The organism is Pedobacter sp. 22226, assembly GCF_052045455.1.
GTDB classification, from domain to species: Bacteria; Bacteroidota; Bacteroidia; order Sphingobacteriales; family Sphingobacteriaceae; genus Pedobacter; species Pedobacter jeongneungensis.
The window spans coordinates 22,387-38,774 of sequence record NZ_JBQEPB010000009.1 but is presented as its reverse complement, the minus strand read 5'-3'; the positions used below and the strand labels follow the sequence as shown (position 1 = coordinate 38,774).

At 39.5% G+C, this 16,388-nt stretch carries 9 protein-coding genes and 4 tRNA genes; 6 read left to right on the top strand and 7 right to left on the bottom strand.

The annotated features are described in order from the left end of the window. Positions 1-861: 861 nt before the first annotated feature. The 5 genes from ACTJKC_RS19745 to ACTJKC_RS19725 all read left to right on the top strand — a co-directional run bounded on the left by ACTJKC_RS19745 (position 862) and on the right by ACTJKC_RS19725 (position 9,223). Entirely contained in the window at positions 862-3,906 is a 3,045-nt protein-coding gene (locus tag ACTJKC_RS19745) for a SusC/RagA family TonB-linked outer membrane protein (RefSeq protein ID WP_440794599.1), read from the top strand. 12 nt (positions 3,907-3,918) lie between these two features. Next, positions 3,919-5,427, top strand: a complete 1,509-nt coding sequence (locus ACTJKC_RS19740; protein ID WP_440794597.1) for a RagB/SusD family nutrient uptake outer membrane protein — start codon at positions 3,919-3,921, stop codon at positions 5,425-5,427. 1,222 nt (positions 5,428-6,649) lie between these two features. Continuing rightward, complete coding sequence (locus tag ACTJKC_RS19735) at positions 6,650-7,456, top strand: MlaE family ABC transporter permease (protein ID WP_344853920.1); 807 nt, start codon at positions 6,650-6,652, stop codon at positions 7,454-7,456. 10 nt (positions 7,457-7,466) lie between these two features. Then, positions 7,467-8,240 (top strand): ABC transporter ATP-binding protein, encoded by a 774-nt coding sequence (locus tag ACTJKC_RS19730; protein ID WP_440794595.1) that lies wholly within the window; start codon positions 7,467-7,469, stop codon positions 8,238-8,240. Positions 8,241-8,242: 2 nt separating this feature from the next. Beyond that, positions 8,243-9,223, top strand: coding sequence for an MlaD family protein (locus ACTJKC_RS19725; protein ID WP_344853922.1), 981 nt, complete (start codon positions 8,243-8,245; stop codon positions 9,221-9,223). A 97-nt stretch (positions 9,224-9,320) separates the two neighbouring features. On the opposite strand, the gene ACTJKC_RS19720 is transcribed toward ACTJKC_RS19725, so the two are convergent. Further along, positions 9,321-10,451, bottom strand: coding sequence for a DEAD/DEAH box helicase (locus ACTJKC_RS19720; protein WP_440794592.1), 1,131 nt, complete (start codon positions 10,449-10,451; stop codon positions 9,321-9,323). A gap of 216 nt (positions 10,452-10,667) precedes the next feature. Here ACTJKC_RS19720 and ACTJKC_RS19715 point away from each other — a divergent pair, with 216 nt between their 5' ends. Next, a complete protein-coding gene (locus ACTJKC_RS19715) occupies positions 10,668-11,153 on the top strand; it encodes a PRC-barrel domain-containing protein (RefSeq protein WP_440794591.1) in 486 nt (161 codons plus the stop codon). Between the two features lie 224 nt (positions 11,154-11,377). Here ACTJKC_RS19715 and ACTJKC_RS19710 read toward each other — a convergent pair whose 3' ends face one another. The 6 genes from ACTJKC_RS19710 to ACTJKC_RS19685 all read right to left on the bottom strand — a co-directional run bounded on the left by ACTJKC_RS19710 (position 11,378) and on the right by ACTJKC_RS19685 (position 16,214). Then, entirely contained in the window at positions 11,378-13,150 is a 1,773-nt protein-coding gene (locus ACTJKC_RS19710; RefSeq protein WP_440794589.1) for an FAD-binding oxidoreductase, read from the bottom strand. Between the two features lie 464 nt (positions 13,151-13,614). Next, a tRNA-Pro gene (locus tag ACTJKC_RS19705) sits at positions 13,615-13,688 on the bottom strand. 54 nt (positions 13,689-13,742) lie between these two features. Continuing rightward, positions 13,743-13,816, bottom strand: a tRNA-Pro gene (locus ACTJKC_RS19700). A gap of 54 nt (positions 13,817-13,870) precedes the next feature. Continuing rightward, a tRNA-Pro gene (locus ACTJKC_RS19695) sits at positions 13,871-13,944 on the bottom strand. A gap of 95 nt (positions 13,945-14,039) precedes the next feature. After that, a tRNA-Ser gene (locus ACTJKC_RS19690) sits at positions 14,040-14,126 on the bottom strand. An 81-nt stretch (positions 14,127-14,207) separates the two neighbouring features. Next, positions 14,208-16,214: an HD family phosphohydrolase gene (locus ACTJKC_RS19685; protein ID WP_344853745.1), complete on the bottom strand. Its 2,007-nt coding sequence runs from the start codon at positions 16,212-16,214 to the stop codon at positions 14,208-14,210. Positions 16,215-16,388 lie beyond the last annotated feature (174 nt).

Sequence of the window (16,388 nt, the reverse complement as noted above, 5' to 3'; positions counted from 1 at the left end):
ATCTTACTGTTAACCTTAATTCGATTAATATTAGCAGTAATTATTTGCTTTTCATCGCTTCTAGTCTAAGCGTCGCGTCATGCTGAATTTATTTCAGCATTTTATTTGCAGGAAAGACCCTGAAATGAATTCAGGGTGACGAACCGTTCATGCAAAATGTGCATACGAACAAGTAAAAGAACATTATTGATCGAACTCAGGTTGTTAGATCTGTCAATGATAGAAATCTAATATATCCCATTCATTACTTCTCACTTGCCATAAGGGTTTAGATAAGCTAAAGTTTTGTTCCCGCAGATTGCGGTGATTGATGCAAAGCCCCTTCCATTAGCCGCTTTATATCTTCTATGGGCTGTCAGAAAATGAGCGTGCGTTAGTATTATTTGTATCCACGGATGGAAATAATAAAATTATTTAAGCTGAGGTACAGGAAAATATCTTGTATTTCTAAAAATACAATTATAAAACTAAAGCACTCCACGCAGCAAGAGATAATCATAAATATAAAGTTAATAATCAAACAGATATATCTCTATTGTATTTGTTCTGCATAAAACAAAAACTTTGTATTTTTTTTTACAAGACAAATTCGAAGTATAGTTACATTAAATTAATAACTACATTATATACTTACATGTATTACATTTTTATGTAATTTAACCAAACGGTATTTCAGGTAATAAGTGAAAAGCAGGCGGATTTTTTTTGCGAATCCGGGAAATGGCTTAATCAAATTCCTGAAATCATTTATGAACTAAAACAAAACATCATGAACTTCTGCAGCGAAAACAAACCGCCTTAGGTTATACCTGTCTTTTTGAAAATCAGCTAAATATTTCTAACCAAAATGATAAATCGACTATGAAGATTACTTTACCAAAAAGCAATTCTCCTGTTTTAACCAACAAACAGAAATTGCATTTTTTACCGCAGCTTGTAATGATAAGTTGCTTTATGTTCCTCCTCAGTGCATCGGCTTTTGCACAAAGCGTAGTTAAGGGTGTTGTACTCGACAATGAAAAGATGCCGATGGCCGGTGTAACCATCCAGGCAAAACCAGGTACCGCCAAAGCCCAAACCGATGTTGAAGGGAAATATTCCATTACCGTTCCAACAGGTGGTACCCAGCTTGTTTTCAGCTTTGTAGGAATGGAAACACAAACGGTTAGCATCAATAACCAAACGGTAATCAATATTACCATGGCCTCCTTAAATAACCTTGATGCAGTGGTGGTTATTGGCTACGCTTCGGTAAAGAAAAGCGATTTAACCGGCGCTGCCACAACTGTTTCGGCAAAAGATTTTAACAAAGGACCTTTAAATGCTCCTGATCAATTGATACAGGGTAAAGTTGCAGGTGTGCAGATGATTAACAATAGCGGTCAGCCAGGCGGCGCTTCAACAGTGCGCATCAGAGGTAACTCAGCCATAACAGGCACCGGACAGCCACTGTATGTGGTAGATGGCGTTGCCCTTGACGGAAGATCTGCGAGACCATCAACCAACGCCGGTGTTGGAGGCTTAACCGCCAGCGCAGGCACAGGTACCACACCCGATGGCAATCCTTTAAACTTTATCAACCCCGCTGATATTGAATCGATGGAAATCCTTAAAGATGCCTCGGCAACAGCAATTTACGGCTCGCGTGCAGCATATGGGGTAGTGTTAATCACTACCAAAAGAGGAAAATCAGGCGAAACAAAAATTGATGTGAACGCATCAGCAGGTGTTGGCAGTATCGCCAGAAAAGTGGATGTGCTGACAGGCGATGAATACAGGGCAGCATTGAAAAAATATAACCTCACCGCCGGTGATTTTGGCACCAGTGTTAATGCCCTTGATGAGGTGCTCCGTCCAGCTTATAACCAAAATTATTCTGTAGGAATTAGCGGAGGCACTAATGGCAACACTTTCAGGGCCTCATTGGCTTATCAGAACCAACAGGGAATTATTAAAGCGTCGGATTTTAAAAAATACAGCGCAGGCTTTAATGGCAACTTTAAATTTTTAGAAAGCAAAAAACTGGGTTTAGATGTAAATATGATCAGCAACCAGTATTTGGAAAATATTGCACCCATTACTACCGATGCTGGTTTTACCGGTAGTTTAATCAGTCAGGCACTATCCTGGAACCCTACCCAGTCTTTTTATAATCCCGACGGCAGTTTATTTATCGATTATGGTTCTACCACGATTAATCCATTGGCTGCTTTAGCTGCAAATAGTGATAAGGCAAAGGTTTCTACCATTTTGGGTAGCCTATCGCCATATTATAAAATTACGCCATGGCTGGAGTACAGGATGCTGGCCAGCGTTAATTACAGTACGGGTATTAGAAGATCTTCTACCAGAAGTACGTTAAATCTTCAGGGTATTCAACCTGATGGAGCCTTTAAAGGCGGTTTTGCCAGTTATTCAAACACCGAACTGGTAACACAACAATTTACCAATACCTTAAATTTTAATAAAGAGATTGCAAGCAAACTGAATTTAAATGCCGTGATTGGTTATGAATATTCTAATTTCGTTAATAAGGCAGCCATTAATACAGCAACCGGCTTTGGAGATATTGCGGTAGATTATACGGATGCATTTGAAGCCACCCTACCGGTTAACCGCACTTTTGTAACCAGTAACGACCCCACAACAGAACTGCAATCTTATTTTGCAAGGGCCATTTTTAACTACGACAGTAAATATATTTTAACAGCCACTTTCAGGGCTGATGGTTCAACCAAATTTGGAGCCAATAATAAATATGGTTATTTCCCCTCTTTCGCTGCTGCCTGGGATGTAAAAAAAGAAAGTTTTTTAAGTGATGCGCAATGGTTTAACCAGTTAAAACTAAGATTAGGCTATGGTAAAACCGGTAATCAGGATTTCCCATCGGGATCCTCTCAACAGCGATTTGTAATCAGGGGTGTTGATGGCTTGGTGGGTATCAATAATGCCAATCCGGATTTAAAATGGCAGGAAGATAAACAAACCAACATCGGTCTTGATTTCGGCTTTTTAAATAATAAGCTAACCGGCTCAATTGACTACTTTAATAAAGTTACTTCAGATCTTTTGTTTCCACAAAGTGCATTTTCGCCAGCGGCACCTAACGGCGTAATTACCTGGTACAATTTAGATGGAGAAGTTCAGAACAAAGGACTGGAAATCAGCCTTAATGCGAATATTATTGATAATGACAATTTATCGTGGTCTGTAGGCGGTAATGTTACTTTTATTAAAAATACGGTTAAAAACCTTACCGGATTAATCAGAACAGGTTCTTTAAGCGGTCAGGGCTTAAGTGGTGTAAATCTTGAGGTTATCAAAAATGGATTACCATTATTTGCCATGGTAACCCGAGAGTACAATGGTTTAGATACCGAAGGATTTTCTACCTATACCGATGATGGTTTTACCAAATATTACCTCGGCAATCCCAACCCGAAAGCAATTATGGGATTAAGCACCAGCCTGAGCTATAAAAAATTCACATTCACGGCTAATTTAAACGGTTCGTTCGGGCAGAGCATTTACAACAATACGGCGAACTCGGTTTTAGCCATTTCTAATCTGGGAAACAGAAATATCGCATCAGCGCTTATTAATTCAGGCATTCAGGAATCATTGGCCAACCCTATTGCTGCTTCATCAAGATATATTGAAAAAGGAGATTACGTAAAATTGGCCAATGCCACCATCAATTACAACGTTGGTAATATAGGTAAAGCCATAAAATCACTAAATATCTATGTTAATGGGCAGAATCTGTTCGTAATCACCAATTACACCGGTTTCGATCCGGAGGTAAATGTAAATAAAAGCATCAATGGCGTACCCTCAGCAGGCATAGATTATACGGCTTATCCTACGGTGAGAACTTTCAATTTTGGTGTTAATTTTTCACTCTAATTCAACAACCACATGAAAAATAAATATATCATCAGCTTCGTAGCTGCTACCCTGGCGCTTGCGGGCTGTACCAAACTAGACGAAAACTTAAATGGCCAGGTGAGTTCGGGTTCACTGGGATCAAATGATGTACCCGGATTAATTACAGCAAGTTATACGGCAATGAGGGGTCCTTACCAGGCTCCCTGGAACTGGTCGGCCTTGCAGGAAGTAACCTCTGATGAGGCAATTGTACCTACCCGTGCAGGCGATTGGGATGATAACGGCGCCTGGCGTGCCCTGCATTTGCATAAATGGGCTGCAGACGATGCCAGAATTTCGGACGTGTTCAGGGATTTAAACAGCATTAGTTATGTAAGCACAAATGTACTGGGTTTTAACCCTACTCCGGCACAGGCTGCAACAGTACGTTTTATCAGGGCATTTTCTGAATTTTCGGTTTTGGATGGCTGGGGCCAGGTACCCTACCGCGATCCGGGAGAAGGGGTTACCAAACCATCGAGGGTGAGAAACGCAACCGATGAAATTGCTTATTTAATTAATGAGTTAACTACCATCATTCCGCTGTTGCCAGATGGTCCGGCAAGCCAGGCCAATAAAAATGCCGCCCGGACACTACTCATGAAGATTTACCTCAATAAAGGTGCTATTTTAAACCGTGTTGCACCAACTTTCGACCCGGCAGATATGGCTAAAGTAATTGCTCTTGCCGATGAAATTGCAACGGGCGGCTATACCCTTACCGCTAATTATTTCGATAATTTTGCCCCTTCAAATAATAAGTTGTCCACTGAAAACATTTTTACCTCTGAAAACACTGCCGGTGTAACCGGAAGCGATCTGGATGGGATGTGGAAATGTACTTTACATTATAATCAGAATCCGAATGGCTATAATGGCTTTTCTACGCTATCTAACTTCTACAATAAATTTGAAGCAAGCGATACCAGAAGAGGTGGCGATTATGCCGGACAAACCAATGTTTACGGAGTCAGGGTAGGCTTTTTAATCGGCCAGCAGTTTGACCAGAACGGGGTTGCACTGAAAGACAGGAAAGGCAATCCTCTAGCTTTTACCCCTGAAGTAAGTATCATAGAGCGTAACCCGAATCACCTGGAAGTGGCTGGAATCAGGGTTGTTAAATATCCGATTGATTATGCCAATACCGGCTCAAAAAAACCGGAAAACGACTGGGTGTATTACCGTTATGCGGATGTATTGCTGATGAAAGCCGAAGCATTATTAAGAACTTCTCAACCTGGACCGGCATTAACGATTGTTAACCTGATCAGAACGAAGAGAGGTGCTTCAGCCTTTACCAGTTTAACATTAGACAATCTGCTTGATGAACGTGGAAGAGAACTTTATTGGGAAAGCTTCAGGAGACAGGATTTAATCCGCTTCGGTAAATTTTTGGCGGCCTGGCAGGAGAAACCCGCCAGTGATGCAAAATACCTGGTATTCCCGATCCCGGATAACCAGCTTGGGAACCCGAACCTTGTTCAGAACCCTGGTTATTAAGTAATTTCATCGAAGTCAATATTAGTCGGATCATCTTTTCGATCCGGATTCAGGAAGAAATCTTTATGTTAAAGATTTCTTCCTTTATTATTTATGTAAGATTTTTGAACATGTAAAACTTTGTATAAGCTCAACGGCTTTCATGTTCTTAAATGTCTCACATGGTGAAAACCATAACTATAATTTTTATACTTCAACAAAGCATTTTTGAACCATATAAGTCACATAAGGTTTCATATAAGCTCAAAGGCTTTCATGTTCTTAAATGTCTTACATGGTGAAAAACCTTAACTATAATTTTTATACTTCAACAAAGCATTTTTGAACCACATAAGTCATATAAGGCTTCATATAAGCTCAACGGCTTCCATGTTCTTAAATGTCTTACATGGTGAAAACCATAACTATAATTTTTATACTTCAACAAAGCATTTTGGAACCACATAAGTCATATAAGGCTTCATATAAGCTCAATGGCTTTCATGTTCTTAAATGTTTTACATGGTGAAAAACCATAACTATAATTTTTATACTTCAACAAAGCATTTTTGAACCACATAAGTCATATAAGGCTTCATATAAGCTCAACCGCTTCCATGTTCTTAAATGTCTTACATGGTGAAAAACCATAACTATAATTTTTATACTTCAACAAAGCATTTTTGAACCATATAAGTCACATAAGGTTTCATATAAGCTCAAAGGCTTTCATGTTCTTAAATGTTTTACATGGTGAAAAACCATACTATAATTTTTATACTTAAACTAACCATTTTTGAACCACATAAGTCATATAAGGCTTCATATAAGCTCAAAGGCTTTCATGTTCTTAAATGTCTTACATGGTGAAAAACCATAACTATAATTTTTATACTTCAACAAACCATTTTTGAACCATATAACATATAAGCTCAAAGGCTTTCATGTTCTTAAATGTTTACATGGTGAAAAACCATACTATAATTTTTATACTTCAACAAACCATTTTTGAACCATATAAGGTTTCATATAAGCTCAAATTGCTTACATATTATTAAATACTCATCCTGTGAATACAGTGATTATCAGATTTAACATAATTTAAGGTTAAAAAGCAAACAATTTGCACACTTTTATGTATAGGTTAGGATATTAAGCTATTGCACATCGGGTTAACTCAAAAACAAGAAAAAATAGCCTATAAAACATAGATTAAATAGATGAAAACAGGAACCCAAAAACAATGGCAACAGAGAAAGATTTAAGTGCCAGCCAAAATGAAGTGAAACCGGTTGGGCGTTTTGCTGCCTGGTTTATTACCCTTTATGATGTTTTTAAATTCATAGGCAGGTTTTTTAAAGAAGCCTTTCTCCCACCCTACGAGCTAAAAGAACTGGTAAGGCAATGTTACGAAATCGGTTATCGCTCTGCTTTACTTATTTCTACAACGGGTTTTATTACCGGTTTGGTATTTACAAAACAATCGAGGCCCTCGCTTTCTGAGTTTGGTGCAACCTCCTGGCTTCCTTCTTTGGTAGGAATTGCCTTATTAAGAACCTTAGCACCCTTACTTACCGGACTTATTGCTGCCGGAAAAGTGGGTTCGAGCATAGGTGCGGAACTTGGTTCGATGAAAGTAAGTGAACAGATTGATGCCATGGAGGTTTCGGCCACCAACCCTTTCAAATTTCTGGTGAGCACACGCGTACTGGCAGCTACCATTACCATGCCCATCCTTACATTTTACACCGCTATGGTAGGCATGCTGGGCGCATTGCTCAATGTATCGGTAAATGAGGGAACAAGTGCCACCACTTTTTTTCAAAGTTCGCTCGAAAGCATTACGTATCTGGATATTATCGCTTCTACCGTTAAGGCCATACTTTTTGGCTTCACCATTGCTATTGTAGGCTGTTATCAGGGCTATAATTCATCAAAAGGCACCGAGGGTGTAGGTAAAGCGGCTAACTCTTCGGTGGTAATTGCCATGTTCCTCATTTTTGTGGAAGAAGTAGTTTGCGTACAGATATTTAGTTTGTTTAATACCTAAGCCATCGGTTATGAGAGAAAAACAATTTACAGACGAAAGTATCGAAAAAGTAATTGAGATTAAAGGGCTTAACAAATCTTTTGGCAATTATACCGTGCTCGAAAATGCTTCGCTTGATTTATACAAGGGTGAAAACCTGGTGGTTTTAGGTAAATCGGGAACGGGAAAATCGGTACTGATTAAAATTATTATCGGCTTGCTAAAACCTGATTCGGGCCTGGTAAAAGTATTGAACCAGGTGGTGGATGAGATATCTTACGAAGAACTTCTTGCATTAAGGTTAAGGGTTGGTTTTTCGTTCCAGAACAGTGCGCTTTATGATAGCATGACGGTAAGGGAAAACCTTGAATTTCCTTTGGTGCGCAACAGGAAGGATCTGACGAAACAGGAAGTAAAATCATCAGTTGAAGAAATGCTGGATGCCGTTGGCCTATCGCAAACCATTAACCAGATGCCTTCAGAACTTTCAGGCGGACAGCGGAAAAGGATCGGTATTGCCAGGACTTTAATTTTAAGACCTGAAATTATGCTTTATGATGAGCCTACTGCCGGGCTTGACCCGATTACCTCACGTGAAATTAATAAACTGATTAACGACGTACAGGAACGTTACCATACCAGTGCAATTATTATCACCCACGATCTTACCTGCGCCAAAGAAGTAGGCAACAGGGTAGCCATGCTGATTGAGAGAAATTTTGATAGAAAAGGCACCTTTGAACAGGTTTTTAATTCGGGTGATAAACAGGCTCAACCATTTTTTGATTACAATTTTATACAATAACCATGAATGAAAACAGAAAAAAAATAACAGTAGGTATTTTCATTGCCATAGGTATCCTGATTTTCGTACTGGGCATATTTACCCTGGGCAGCCAAAAGAAAACATTTGTTAAAAGTTTTACGCTGAGTGTAGTATTTAACGATATTCAGGGTTTAAAAAAGGGCAATAACGTATGGTTTTCTGGTGTAAAAATCGGCACCATCAAAAAAATTGATTTTTTTGGCACCTCGCAGGTAAGAGTATTGCTTAGTATAGAGGAAGATGTGCATAAATACATCCATAAAGACGCAGGGGCCAGCATTGGTGCTGATGGATTGATCGGAAATAAGATTGTGGTCATCACCGGCGGAAACCCAAAATTTCCTTTTGTAGAAGATGGCGATATGCTAAAAGTGAATACCTCCCTCTCTACCGATGATATTATGAAAACATTACAGGTAAACAATAAAAACCTGGTGGATGTTACCGGCGACTTTAAGATACTGGCCAGAAACCTGATTGATGGCAAAGGTGCCGCTGGTGCTTTATTATCCGATCAGGAGCTTGCTACTAATTTTAAATCGATGGTTGCAAATTTAAACCGTACTTCTATTGCCACTGCGCAAAGTGCGGAACTGCTTGGCCGTTTTGGAAAAACACTGAATACTAAAAACGGACTGATGGATAAAATGCTGACCGATACTGCAGTATTTAGAAAACTCGAGCGTTCTGCTGCTACCTTACAAAAATCTGTAGAATCGGCATCAAGCCTGGCCGCTAACCTGGATGCTGCATCGGCAAAACTAAAAACTTCAGATAACGCCGCCGGACTGCTGTTAAACGACCAGAAAACGGCAGAACAGGTGAGAACAATTATGTTGAATCTGGAGAAAAGCAGTAAAAAATTAGACGAAGATCTGGAAGCGGTACAAAGCAATTTCCTGCTGCGCGGTTTTTTCAAGAAAAGGGCTAAAGACTCTCTAAAATTAAAAAACCAACAGTAGTTTGTTTAACTTAAAGACCTGCTTGGCTCACGAAACAACAAGCTGGGCAGGTCTTTTTTATCAAGACTTAAAAGCAAGAAAAACAAGCTGCAATAAATTATTTAACCCTTTCACTATCAATCATTTCAACCTGCTTACCCATCTTTTTTTCTATCACCTCAAAATGGTGTAATTCGTCCGGACTAACCAGCGAGATGGCCTCTCCTATGCTGCCCGCCCGGCCGGTTCTGCCAATGCGATGAATATAATCTTTTGGTGATCTTGGTAATTCATAATTAATTACAAAAGGAAGCTGGTTAATGTCAATTCCTCTTCCCATTAAATCCGTAGCAACCAATATCCTGAGTTTTCCTGATTTGAAAAGATATAAAGCCTCATTCCTCGCACCCTGGCTTTTTTTGCTATGGATCGTTTTTGCATCGAAGTTATTTTTACGCAGTTTATTTACTACAGCATCGGCTGTATGAACTGAAGAGGCAAATATTAATACCTGCTGCATTTCATGATGATTGATCAGATAACGTAAAAAAGGTCCTTTTTTATCATCTGAAACGATATAAGCCACCTGATTAATCTGATCTATGGAATCTTCCTGGTCTTCAATTTTAATTACCAGCGGATCGTGTAACAAAATTTGATGAATCGACTGGATATCGGTACTTAAAGTAGCCGACAATAATATGTTCTGACGATTTTGAGGCAAAAGAGAGATGATTTTATCAACCTCTTCTTTAAATCCCAGATTAAGCATTTTATCTGCCTCATCAAGCACCAAAGTTTCAATAAGAGATAAGTTGACTGCATTGGAATCCAACAGTTCTAATAGCCTTCCCGGTGTAGCAACAAGTACATTTACCCCTTGTAACGCAGTCATTTGCGGATTAATGGAAACCCCGCCAAATACCGCTAACGTTTTAACAGGCACAGAAAGTCCTGAGCTAAAAGTCAGGAAAACTTCTTTTACCTGCACGGCAAGTTCGCGGGTAGGTACCAAAACCAGTACATTAACGTGGCGGTTTTTAAGCTTAGGTGCTTTTTGCAGATTCATCAGCAGCGGTAAAACATAGCTGGCTGTTTTTCCAGAGCCTGTTTTAGCAATACCCAAAACATCTTTTTTATTTAATATTGCCGGTATAGCTGTTTGCTGAATGAGCGTTGGTGCAGTAAAATTCTGATCTGATAATACTTTTAATAAATCCGGAGATAAACCCAGGGTGGTAAATGACATATTATTATTTTTTGCTAAAATAAACAAAAATCATCACTAACCAGATTCTTCCTGACACGCTATTCGTATAGAACAACTCAAAATACATTTAAATTGCAACTTAAATAAAATTATCAAACAACCTTATTTCCAGCACTTAAGGGGGCTTAAACCAAAAACTTCAAACCAATCGCTTTCGGCAACTGTTGTATTTATTTATGCTTTAATCTATTTATTATGAACAATCACCAGATCATTTACAGTAATCTTCAAGAATTATCCATTAGTAATTATACACTCACCGAAGGTGAGGCAGATATCACAGGCTGGCTGGTAAAGAGCGGCGAAAACCGCATTGGCAAAGTGCACGACCTACTTTTTGACCCTGAGGCAAATACCGTTCGCTATGCGATTGTTACGCTTGATGAAGGCACCACAATGGTAGAGGATAAAAAGGTACTCATCCCCATTGGCCTTATCGACCTCGATACCAGCGCAAAAGAAATCCAGACTCCTGATTTTCACCATGAGCAACTGGAAGCAATGCCCAGGTACATTATCGGAGAGGTAACTCCAGAAATGGAAGACAACATCAGGGTGGTTATCGGCAGTCCTGCCGCATTAAAACTGGAAGAAGAAACAGTAGAAATCGACAGGCAAAACTTCTACCGTCACCACCATTTCGATAAGAATATTTTTCCGCAGGAACGAGGCGATAGCTAGTATGCCATTGAATTCATCTTTCCGGAAAATTAGCAAATCAACAGATGGAACTAACATTTCGAAAAATAAAAGAACCTCTAATCATTTGATTTAGAGGTTTTTTTATATTATTAATTTTTACTGCTTTTTTATTTAGCACTTTTTTTGTCGTATAGAATTTAATAATCTTAAAAATCAAAAGGCAGCACTTAGGCTGCCTTGTAATCCTCCGTCAGGTTACTACATCAAATAATAGTCTTGCGACTGCTGAATAAATTGTTGGGGTCTTGGCAATACGTTTCTTTTATTTCTTTAAGCTTATCGTAACTTTCCTGAAAATAAACGCGTGTTGGAATGCTTTCATCTTTAAAACTGATGAAGGCACCATAAGTTGCAGGGATCTCATAATTGCGGCAAACCTCCAGCCAATCCAGAGCACGGTTTACGTAAGGCTGTACTTTTGGATTTTCAACACCATCATTGTCCCACCAGGCCTGATATTGTACGGTGTAATAACATTTTTTATATGCAAAAGAACTGCCCTGAGGATATTGACTGGCATTGAAATTATAATCTCTGTAATATGCACCGGTAATGGCTCCAAGCGTGAAATACGTACTCAGGCGCTGATTGGCGCCTTCAATATCCAACAGGTTGGATTCAAGGCTTTCTATCAGTTTGTTTCTTCGTTGGGCGGCAATGTTCTCATCATCAATAACCATGGCAAACCTTGAAGTTATTTTGTGTGGAGCAGGCTTATCCAGCTCAGGCGGAATAGCCTGGAAATGCGGAGGTAAGGCAGCAGTATCATATATACTTTCAAGCCGATGGTTCTTATGGTGACCTGTATCCCATTTTACAACCCTGTCCCAGGCCGAAAATGTACTCCACTGCCGTCTGTTGTGATCAGGCACGGCCGTTAACTTGCCCGATGCATTGGTAACATTGTTGGATAGTATTGCCGGTATGCTATCTTCAAAGTTGATACTATAATCACCAAATTGTTGTACCGGAAACCAGGCCTCCTCAATAATATTTTGCAGGTTTGCTTCAAATTCATCCTGATCATCAAATTCGCTTTTACTGCCCATGTAATATCCATAGAAGTAACAATCATGCACAGAATTTTCTACCGGCGTTGTGTCCTGTACATCTTTAAATTTAGCAGCCACTTTAAGGTTGGTACCCAGTAAATCTGTGTTTTCGTTGTAGTTGATAAGTTCTTCCCAACGTTTAAGAATGTTTACCGCAGGTGGGATATTCCTACCCGGCTTCTGCTCCCAGGCTACAGTAAATTTAGTGGTATAATCAGGCAAGGTGAATGTTTTGTAAATAAGTTCGGTGATGATACCGTAACTCATGCCCCCGCCGCCGCGCAATGCCCATAAAAGTTTGCGGTCTTCTTCATTAAGATCCTGTACCGGGTTGCCTTCATATTCAGGAATAAGCTGGTTGTCAATAATTGTCCGGAATGAGCCATCGCCTAATACTATAGTTACACCGGCCAGGCTTTCGCAGCCCATGCCTTTCTGGCGTGTCCAGGGCCCCCAGCCACCACCAAAGGTAAATCCGGCAATGCGTACAGAATAACAGGTACCATGCGGCAATCCCACGTTCTTTGCGTTCATTTGTTTAATGAGATCAATGAACATAATACCCGGCTTTATGGTTGCATAATTCTTGTCTGCCTCGATATCAACGGTCTTCATTTCAGACAGGTCTATTACCAGCGCATCAGTTGCAGAACATTCTCCTTCATGATCATGACCGCCTGACCGTACCCTTAAAGGGCCGTTGTAGTTATTTTCTCTGATGCATTTGATAACTTCCGAAACTTGTACTGTATTGGTGCAAAATACTATTGCAGTTGGCCGAAACTGATAATAGGTATTAAATATCTGTCGCTTATCGTTGTACTCTTTACTGGTTAAAGGCGAGTCGAACAGTATTTTCGGCATGTTGTCCTGAGGAAGATATTGTTTTAAAATATCAATGATGTTAAGCAGCGTTACTTCCATGAAATGGTGTTTTTTTAGTTTTTATAAATTGGATGAATTTTGACAGGGCTTATTTTTGATTAGCAGAATAGCATTTTCTGGCTGTTTTAAACGTTCAGGACAGGTTAATTGCCTGAATTTCTTTTCAGAAAAGCAGTTTCTTGAATCAACAATCAGGATTAGTTATAAAATAATATCTCCGCTTATCCGATAACCAGTCAGTTTATTGATGCAAGCTGTAACAGGCGCAGCATTGATACGGTGAAAAATATTTCGGGCAGATAAGCTGCCAAAGCCGCTAAAGGCCAGGATTGTGAAGAGGAGCGTTTTCCTGAGCATGGGATTTTAAATTTAGATAAATAAAAGTACAAATTTTTACAATAAAAATAAACCTGTAGAATTTATTCGCCCAATGTCTTAAAATTACAAAACCCCTTAAATGTTTAGTTTAAAGGGTCTTTGTTGGATTTTGCGTCCTTGTTTCGTCGGGATGGCAGGATTCGAACCTACGACCTCCTGCTCCCAAAGCAGGCGCGATACCGGGCTACGCTACATCCCGAACTTGGTATCGATCTTTTTTTTTATCCTGTTTTAAAAGGGGATAAACTTTTTGTCGGGATGGCAGGATTCGAACCTACGACCTCCTGCTCCCAAAGCAGGCGCGATACCGGGCTACGCTACATCCCGAACTTGGTATCGATCTTTTTTTTAATCCTATTTTAAAAGGGGATAAACTTTTTGTCGGGATGGCAGGATTCGAACCTACGACCTCCTGCTCCCAAAGCAGGCGCGATACCGGGCTACGCTACATCCCGAACTTGGTATCTTCTTTTTCCTCTTTCGGAGGGATTGCAAATTGACGGTTTTAAATTGATAATTCCGTTTTTATTTACATTTATTTTTATTTCTGCGGAGAGGGCGGGATTCGAACCCGCGGTACCGTTACCAGTACGACAGTTTAGCAAACTGTTCCTTTCGGCCACTCAGGCACCTCTCCTTTCAACCTCTTCTTTTCGCCCTACCGGCGTTGTTTTGAGGTCTGCAAATATAGTAAAACAAGTTATTCTGCAAAAAAAAATTATGATAATTGTTGATAATCTATGCGCACATGATAGATACTCATCAGCATCGTCTTGAATATCAATTTGATAGTTTCAATATCTTTTAACGTTAAATCGCAATCATCAAGCTGATTTTGTTCCAATTTGTAGTTGATTATGCGTTCAACCAGGTCATTTATGTTCTGCGCATCGGGATTTTTCAGACTTCTTGAAGCAGCTTCGACCGAATCTGCCAGCATCAACACCCCGGTTTCTTTACTAAAAGGGATCGGTCCGGGGTAGCGGAAAATGTTTTCATCAACAAATTTTTCGGGAGAATTCTTCAAAAACGACTGATAAAAATAATCCACCCGGGTATTTCCATGGTGCGTTCTGATGAAATCGATAATGGCTTCTGGAATCTGGTTTTTCCTTAAAATCTCAATTCCTTTATGTACGTGCTGAATAATAATCTGTGCACTTTGCTCGTAAGGCAATTTATCGTGCGGACTTACAGCGGTATTCTGGTTTTCGATAAAGTATTGCGGATTGTCTACTTTACCGATATCATGATATAATGCTCCTGCCCTTACCAGTACAGAATTACCGCCTATTTTAAATATGGCTGCCTCCGCAAGGTTAGCCACCTGTAACGAATGCTGAAACGTTCCTGGTGCTTTAAAGGCAAGCTCCCTTAACAATTTATTATTGGTATTGGTTAATTCGATCAATGCTACATCTGAGGTGATACCAAAAATCCGTTCAAAAAGGTAAATTAACGGATAAGCCAAAAGCGACAAGAGTACGCTGAAAACAAAAGGAATAAAATTAATCCACTCGATTTCGCGGAAAGATCCTTCGCGCAGCAAGGCAATCCCCACAAAGGAAACAAAGTAAGCCAGCAATATAAATAAAGCCGAAACCAAAAATCTTTCGCGTTTAACAAAGTTTTTAATGCTGAATATGGCCACCATACCGGCGGTAACCTGATAAAATACAAATTCGAAACTGTTGGCTACAAAAAACCCGGCGATCAAAATTACCAGCATGTGCAGGTAAAGTGCCAAACGCGTATCAAATAAAATCCTGATGATAATCGGCACCACACAAAACGGAATGTAATATAAACTCGGGATTTCCATTTTAATGGCCCAGGTTAAGGCCAGTAACATTCCGGTGGTTACAATTAATATAAGAGAAAGCTGACGGTTATCGGCAAAAATATCTTTCCTGAAAAGAAAAAGGAACGACATTAATATGGTCAGGATGAAACCCACCAACACCACCTGACCGAGGTAAACCAGCGCCCTGCTGCCAATGGTTTTGGTCTGTGCATCGTAAGTTGCCTTGTACGATTCGAGTTTCTGGTAAATTTCTTCATCAATTACATCGTTCTTGGCTACAATCAACTCCCCTTTTTGTACCATCCCCTTAGTGGTCGAAATATTATTGATGGTATTATCCTGTATGGTTTGCGTTAAACGCTCATCAAATACAATATTCGGCGTAATATGATCAATGGCCAGGTTGGCCACCAAATCGCCCATTACCGGGTTGGGCGCTTTAAAATTTTCTTTAAAAAAGTTAAGTGCCGTTTCGGCTGTAAAAACATCCTGTGTATTTTTTTCCTGTGCCACATTATTTTCCAGCAGAGAGAAATCGTAGTTTTTCCCGCCTGCCTGGTGTTTTACATTTAATCCGATAATTCCTTTCTGGTAAATATTCTGCAGCAAACGGTAGGCTGCAGCTTTATAAGCTTCCTTTTCTTTTTCATCAAGCTGCTTCGATTTCCACTTAATATCAAATTCGTTTCCAAATTCATCCAATGCTGTTGCGGTAATCCCCCTGTCGAGTTGGTAAACCGGCAAAATATCTTTTAACGCATTCTTTTTGTCGGCACTTACCTGCGGGTTCGTTTTTAAAATCGCAAAACTGAAAGGAGAAATCAGATCTTTATTTTTCCAGACTGCATTTTTTTCAAATTCATACCTGAATCTCGGTTGTTTCGGAAGGAACAGCGTAATAATGAAAACGGTAAATATCATCATTACATACTTCAGGTTTGATGAATATTTCCGGTAAAGGATTTTATGGGAATTTCTCTTGATTTTGGCCAAAACGATATAATTATTGTATTGTCAAAAATAACATTTTTATCTAATATACATTTTGGGGATTTTGTTTGCAATTACCAGATTTTATATTTTACTTTATGATAT

What these genes read in the sequence shown, in the direction of transcription:
- ACTJKC_RS19735 (WP_344853920.1), top strand. Translation starts at nt 6,650, where the DNA reads ATGGCAACAGAGAAAGATTTAAGTGCCAGCCAAAATGAAGTGAAACCG.
- ACTJKC_RS19710 (WP_440794589.1), bottom strand. Translation starts at nt 13,150, where the DNA reads ATGGAAGTAACGCTGCTTAACATCATTGATATTTTAAAACAATATCTT.
- ACTJKC_RS19725 (WP_344853922.1), top strand. Translation starts at nt 8,243, where the DNA reads ATGAATGAAAACAGAAAAAAAATAACAGTAGGTATTTTCATTGCCATA.
- ACTJKC_RS19685 (WP_344853745.1), bottom strand. Translation starts at nt 16,214, where the DNA reads ATGATATTTACCGTTTTCATTATTACGCTGTTCCTTCCGAAACAACCG.
- ACTJKC_RS19720 (WP_440794592.1), bottom strand. Translation starts at nt 10,451, where the DNA reads ATGTCATTTACCACCCTGGGTTTATCTCCGGATTTATTAAAAGTATTA.
- ACTJKC_RS19715 (WP_440794591.1), top strand. Translation starts at nt 10,668, where the DNA reads ATGAACAATCACCAGATCATTTACAGTAATCTTCAAGAATTATCCATT.
- ACTJKC_RS19745 (WP_440794599.1), top strand. Translation starts at nt 862, where the DNA reads ATGAAGATTACTTTACCAAAAAGCAATTCTCCTGTTTTAACCAACAAA.
- ACTJKC_RS19730 (WP_440794595.1), top strand. Translation starts at nt 7,467, where the DNA reads ATGAGAGAAAAACAATTTACAGACGAAAGTATCGAAAAAGTAATTGAG.
- ACTJKC_RS19740 (WP_440794597.1), top strand. Translation starts at nt 3,919, where the DNA reads ATGAAAAATAAATATATCATCAGCTTCGTAGCTGCTACCCTGGCGCTT.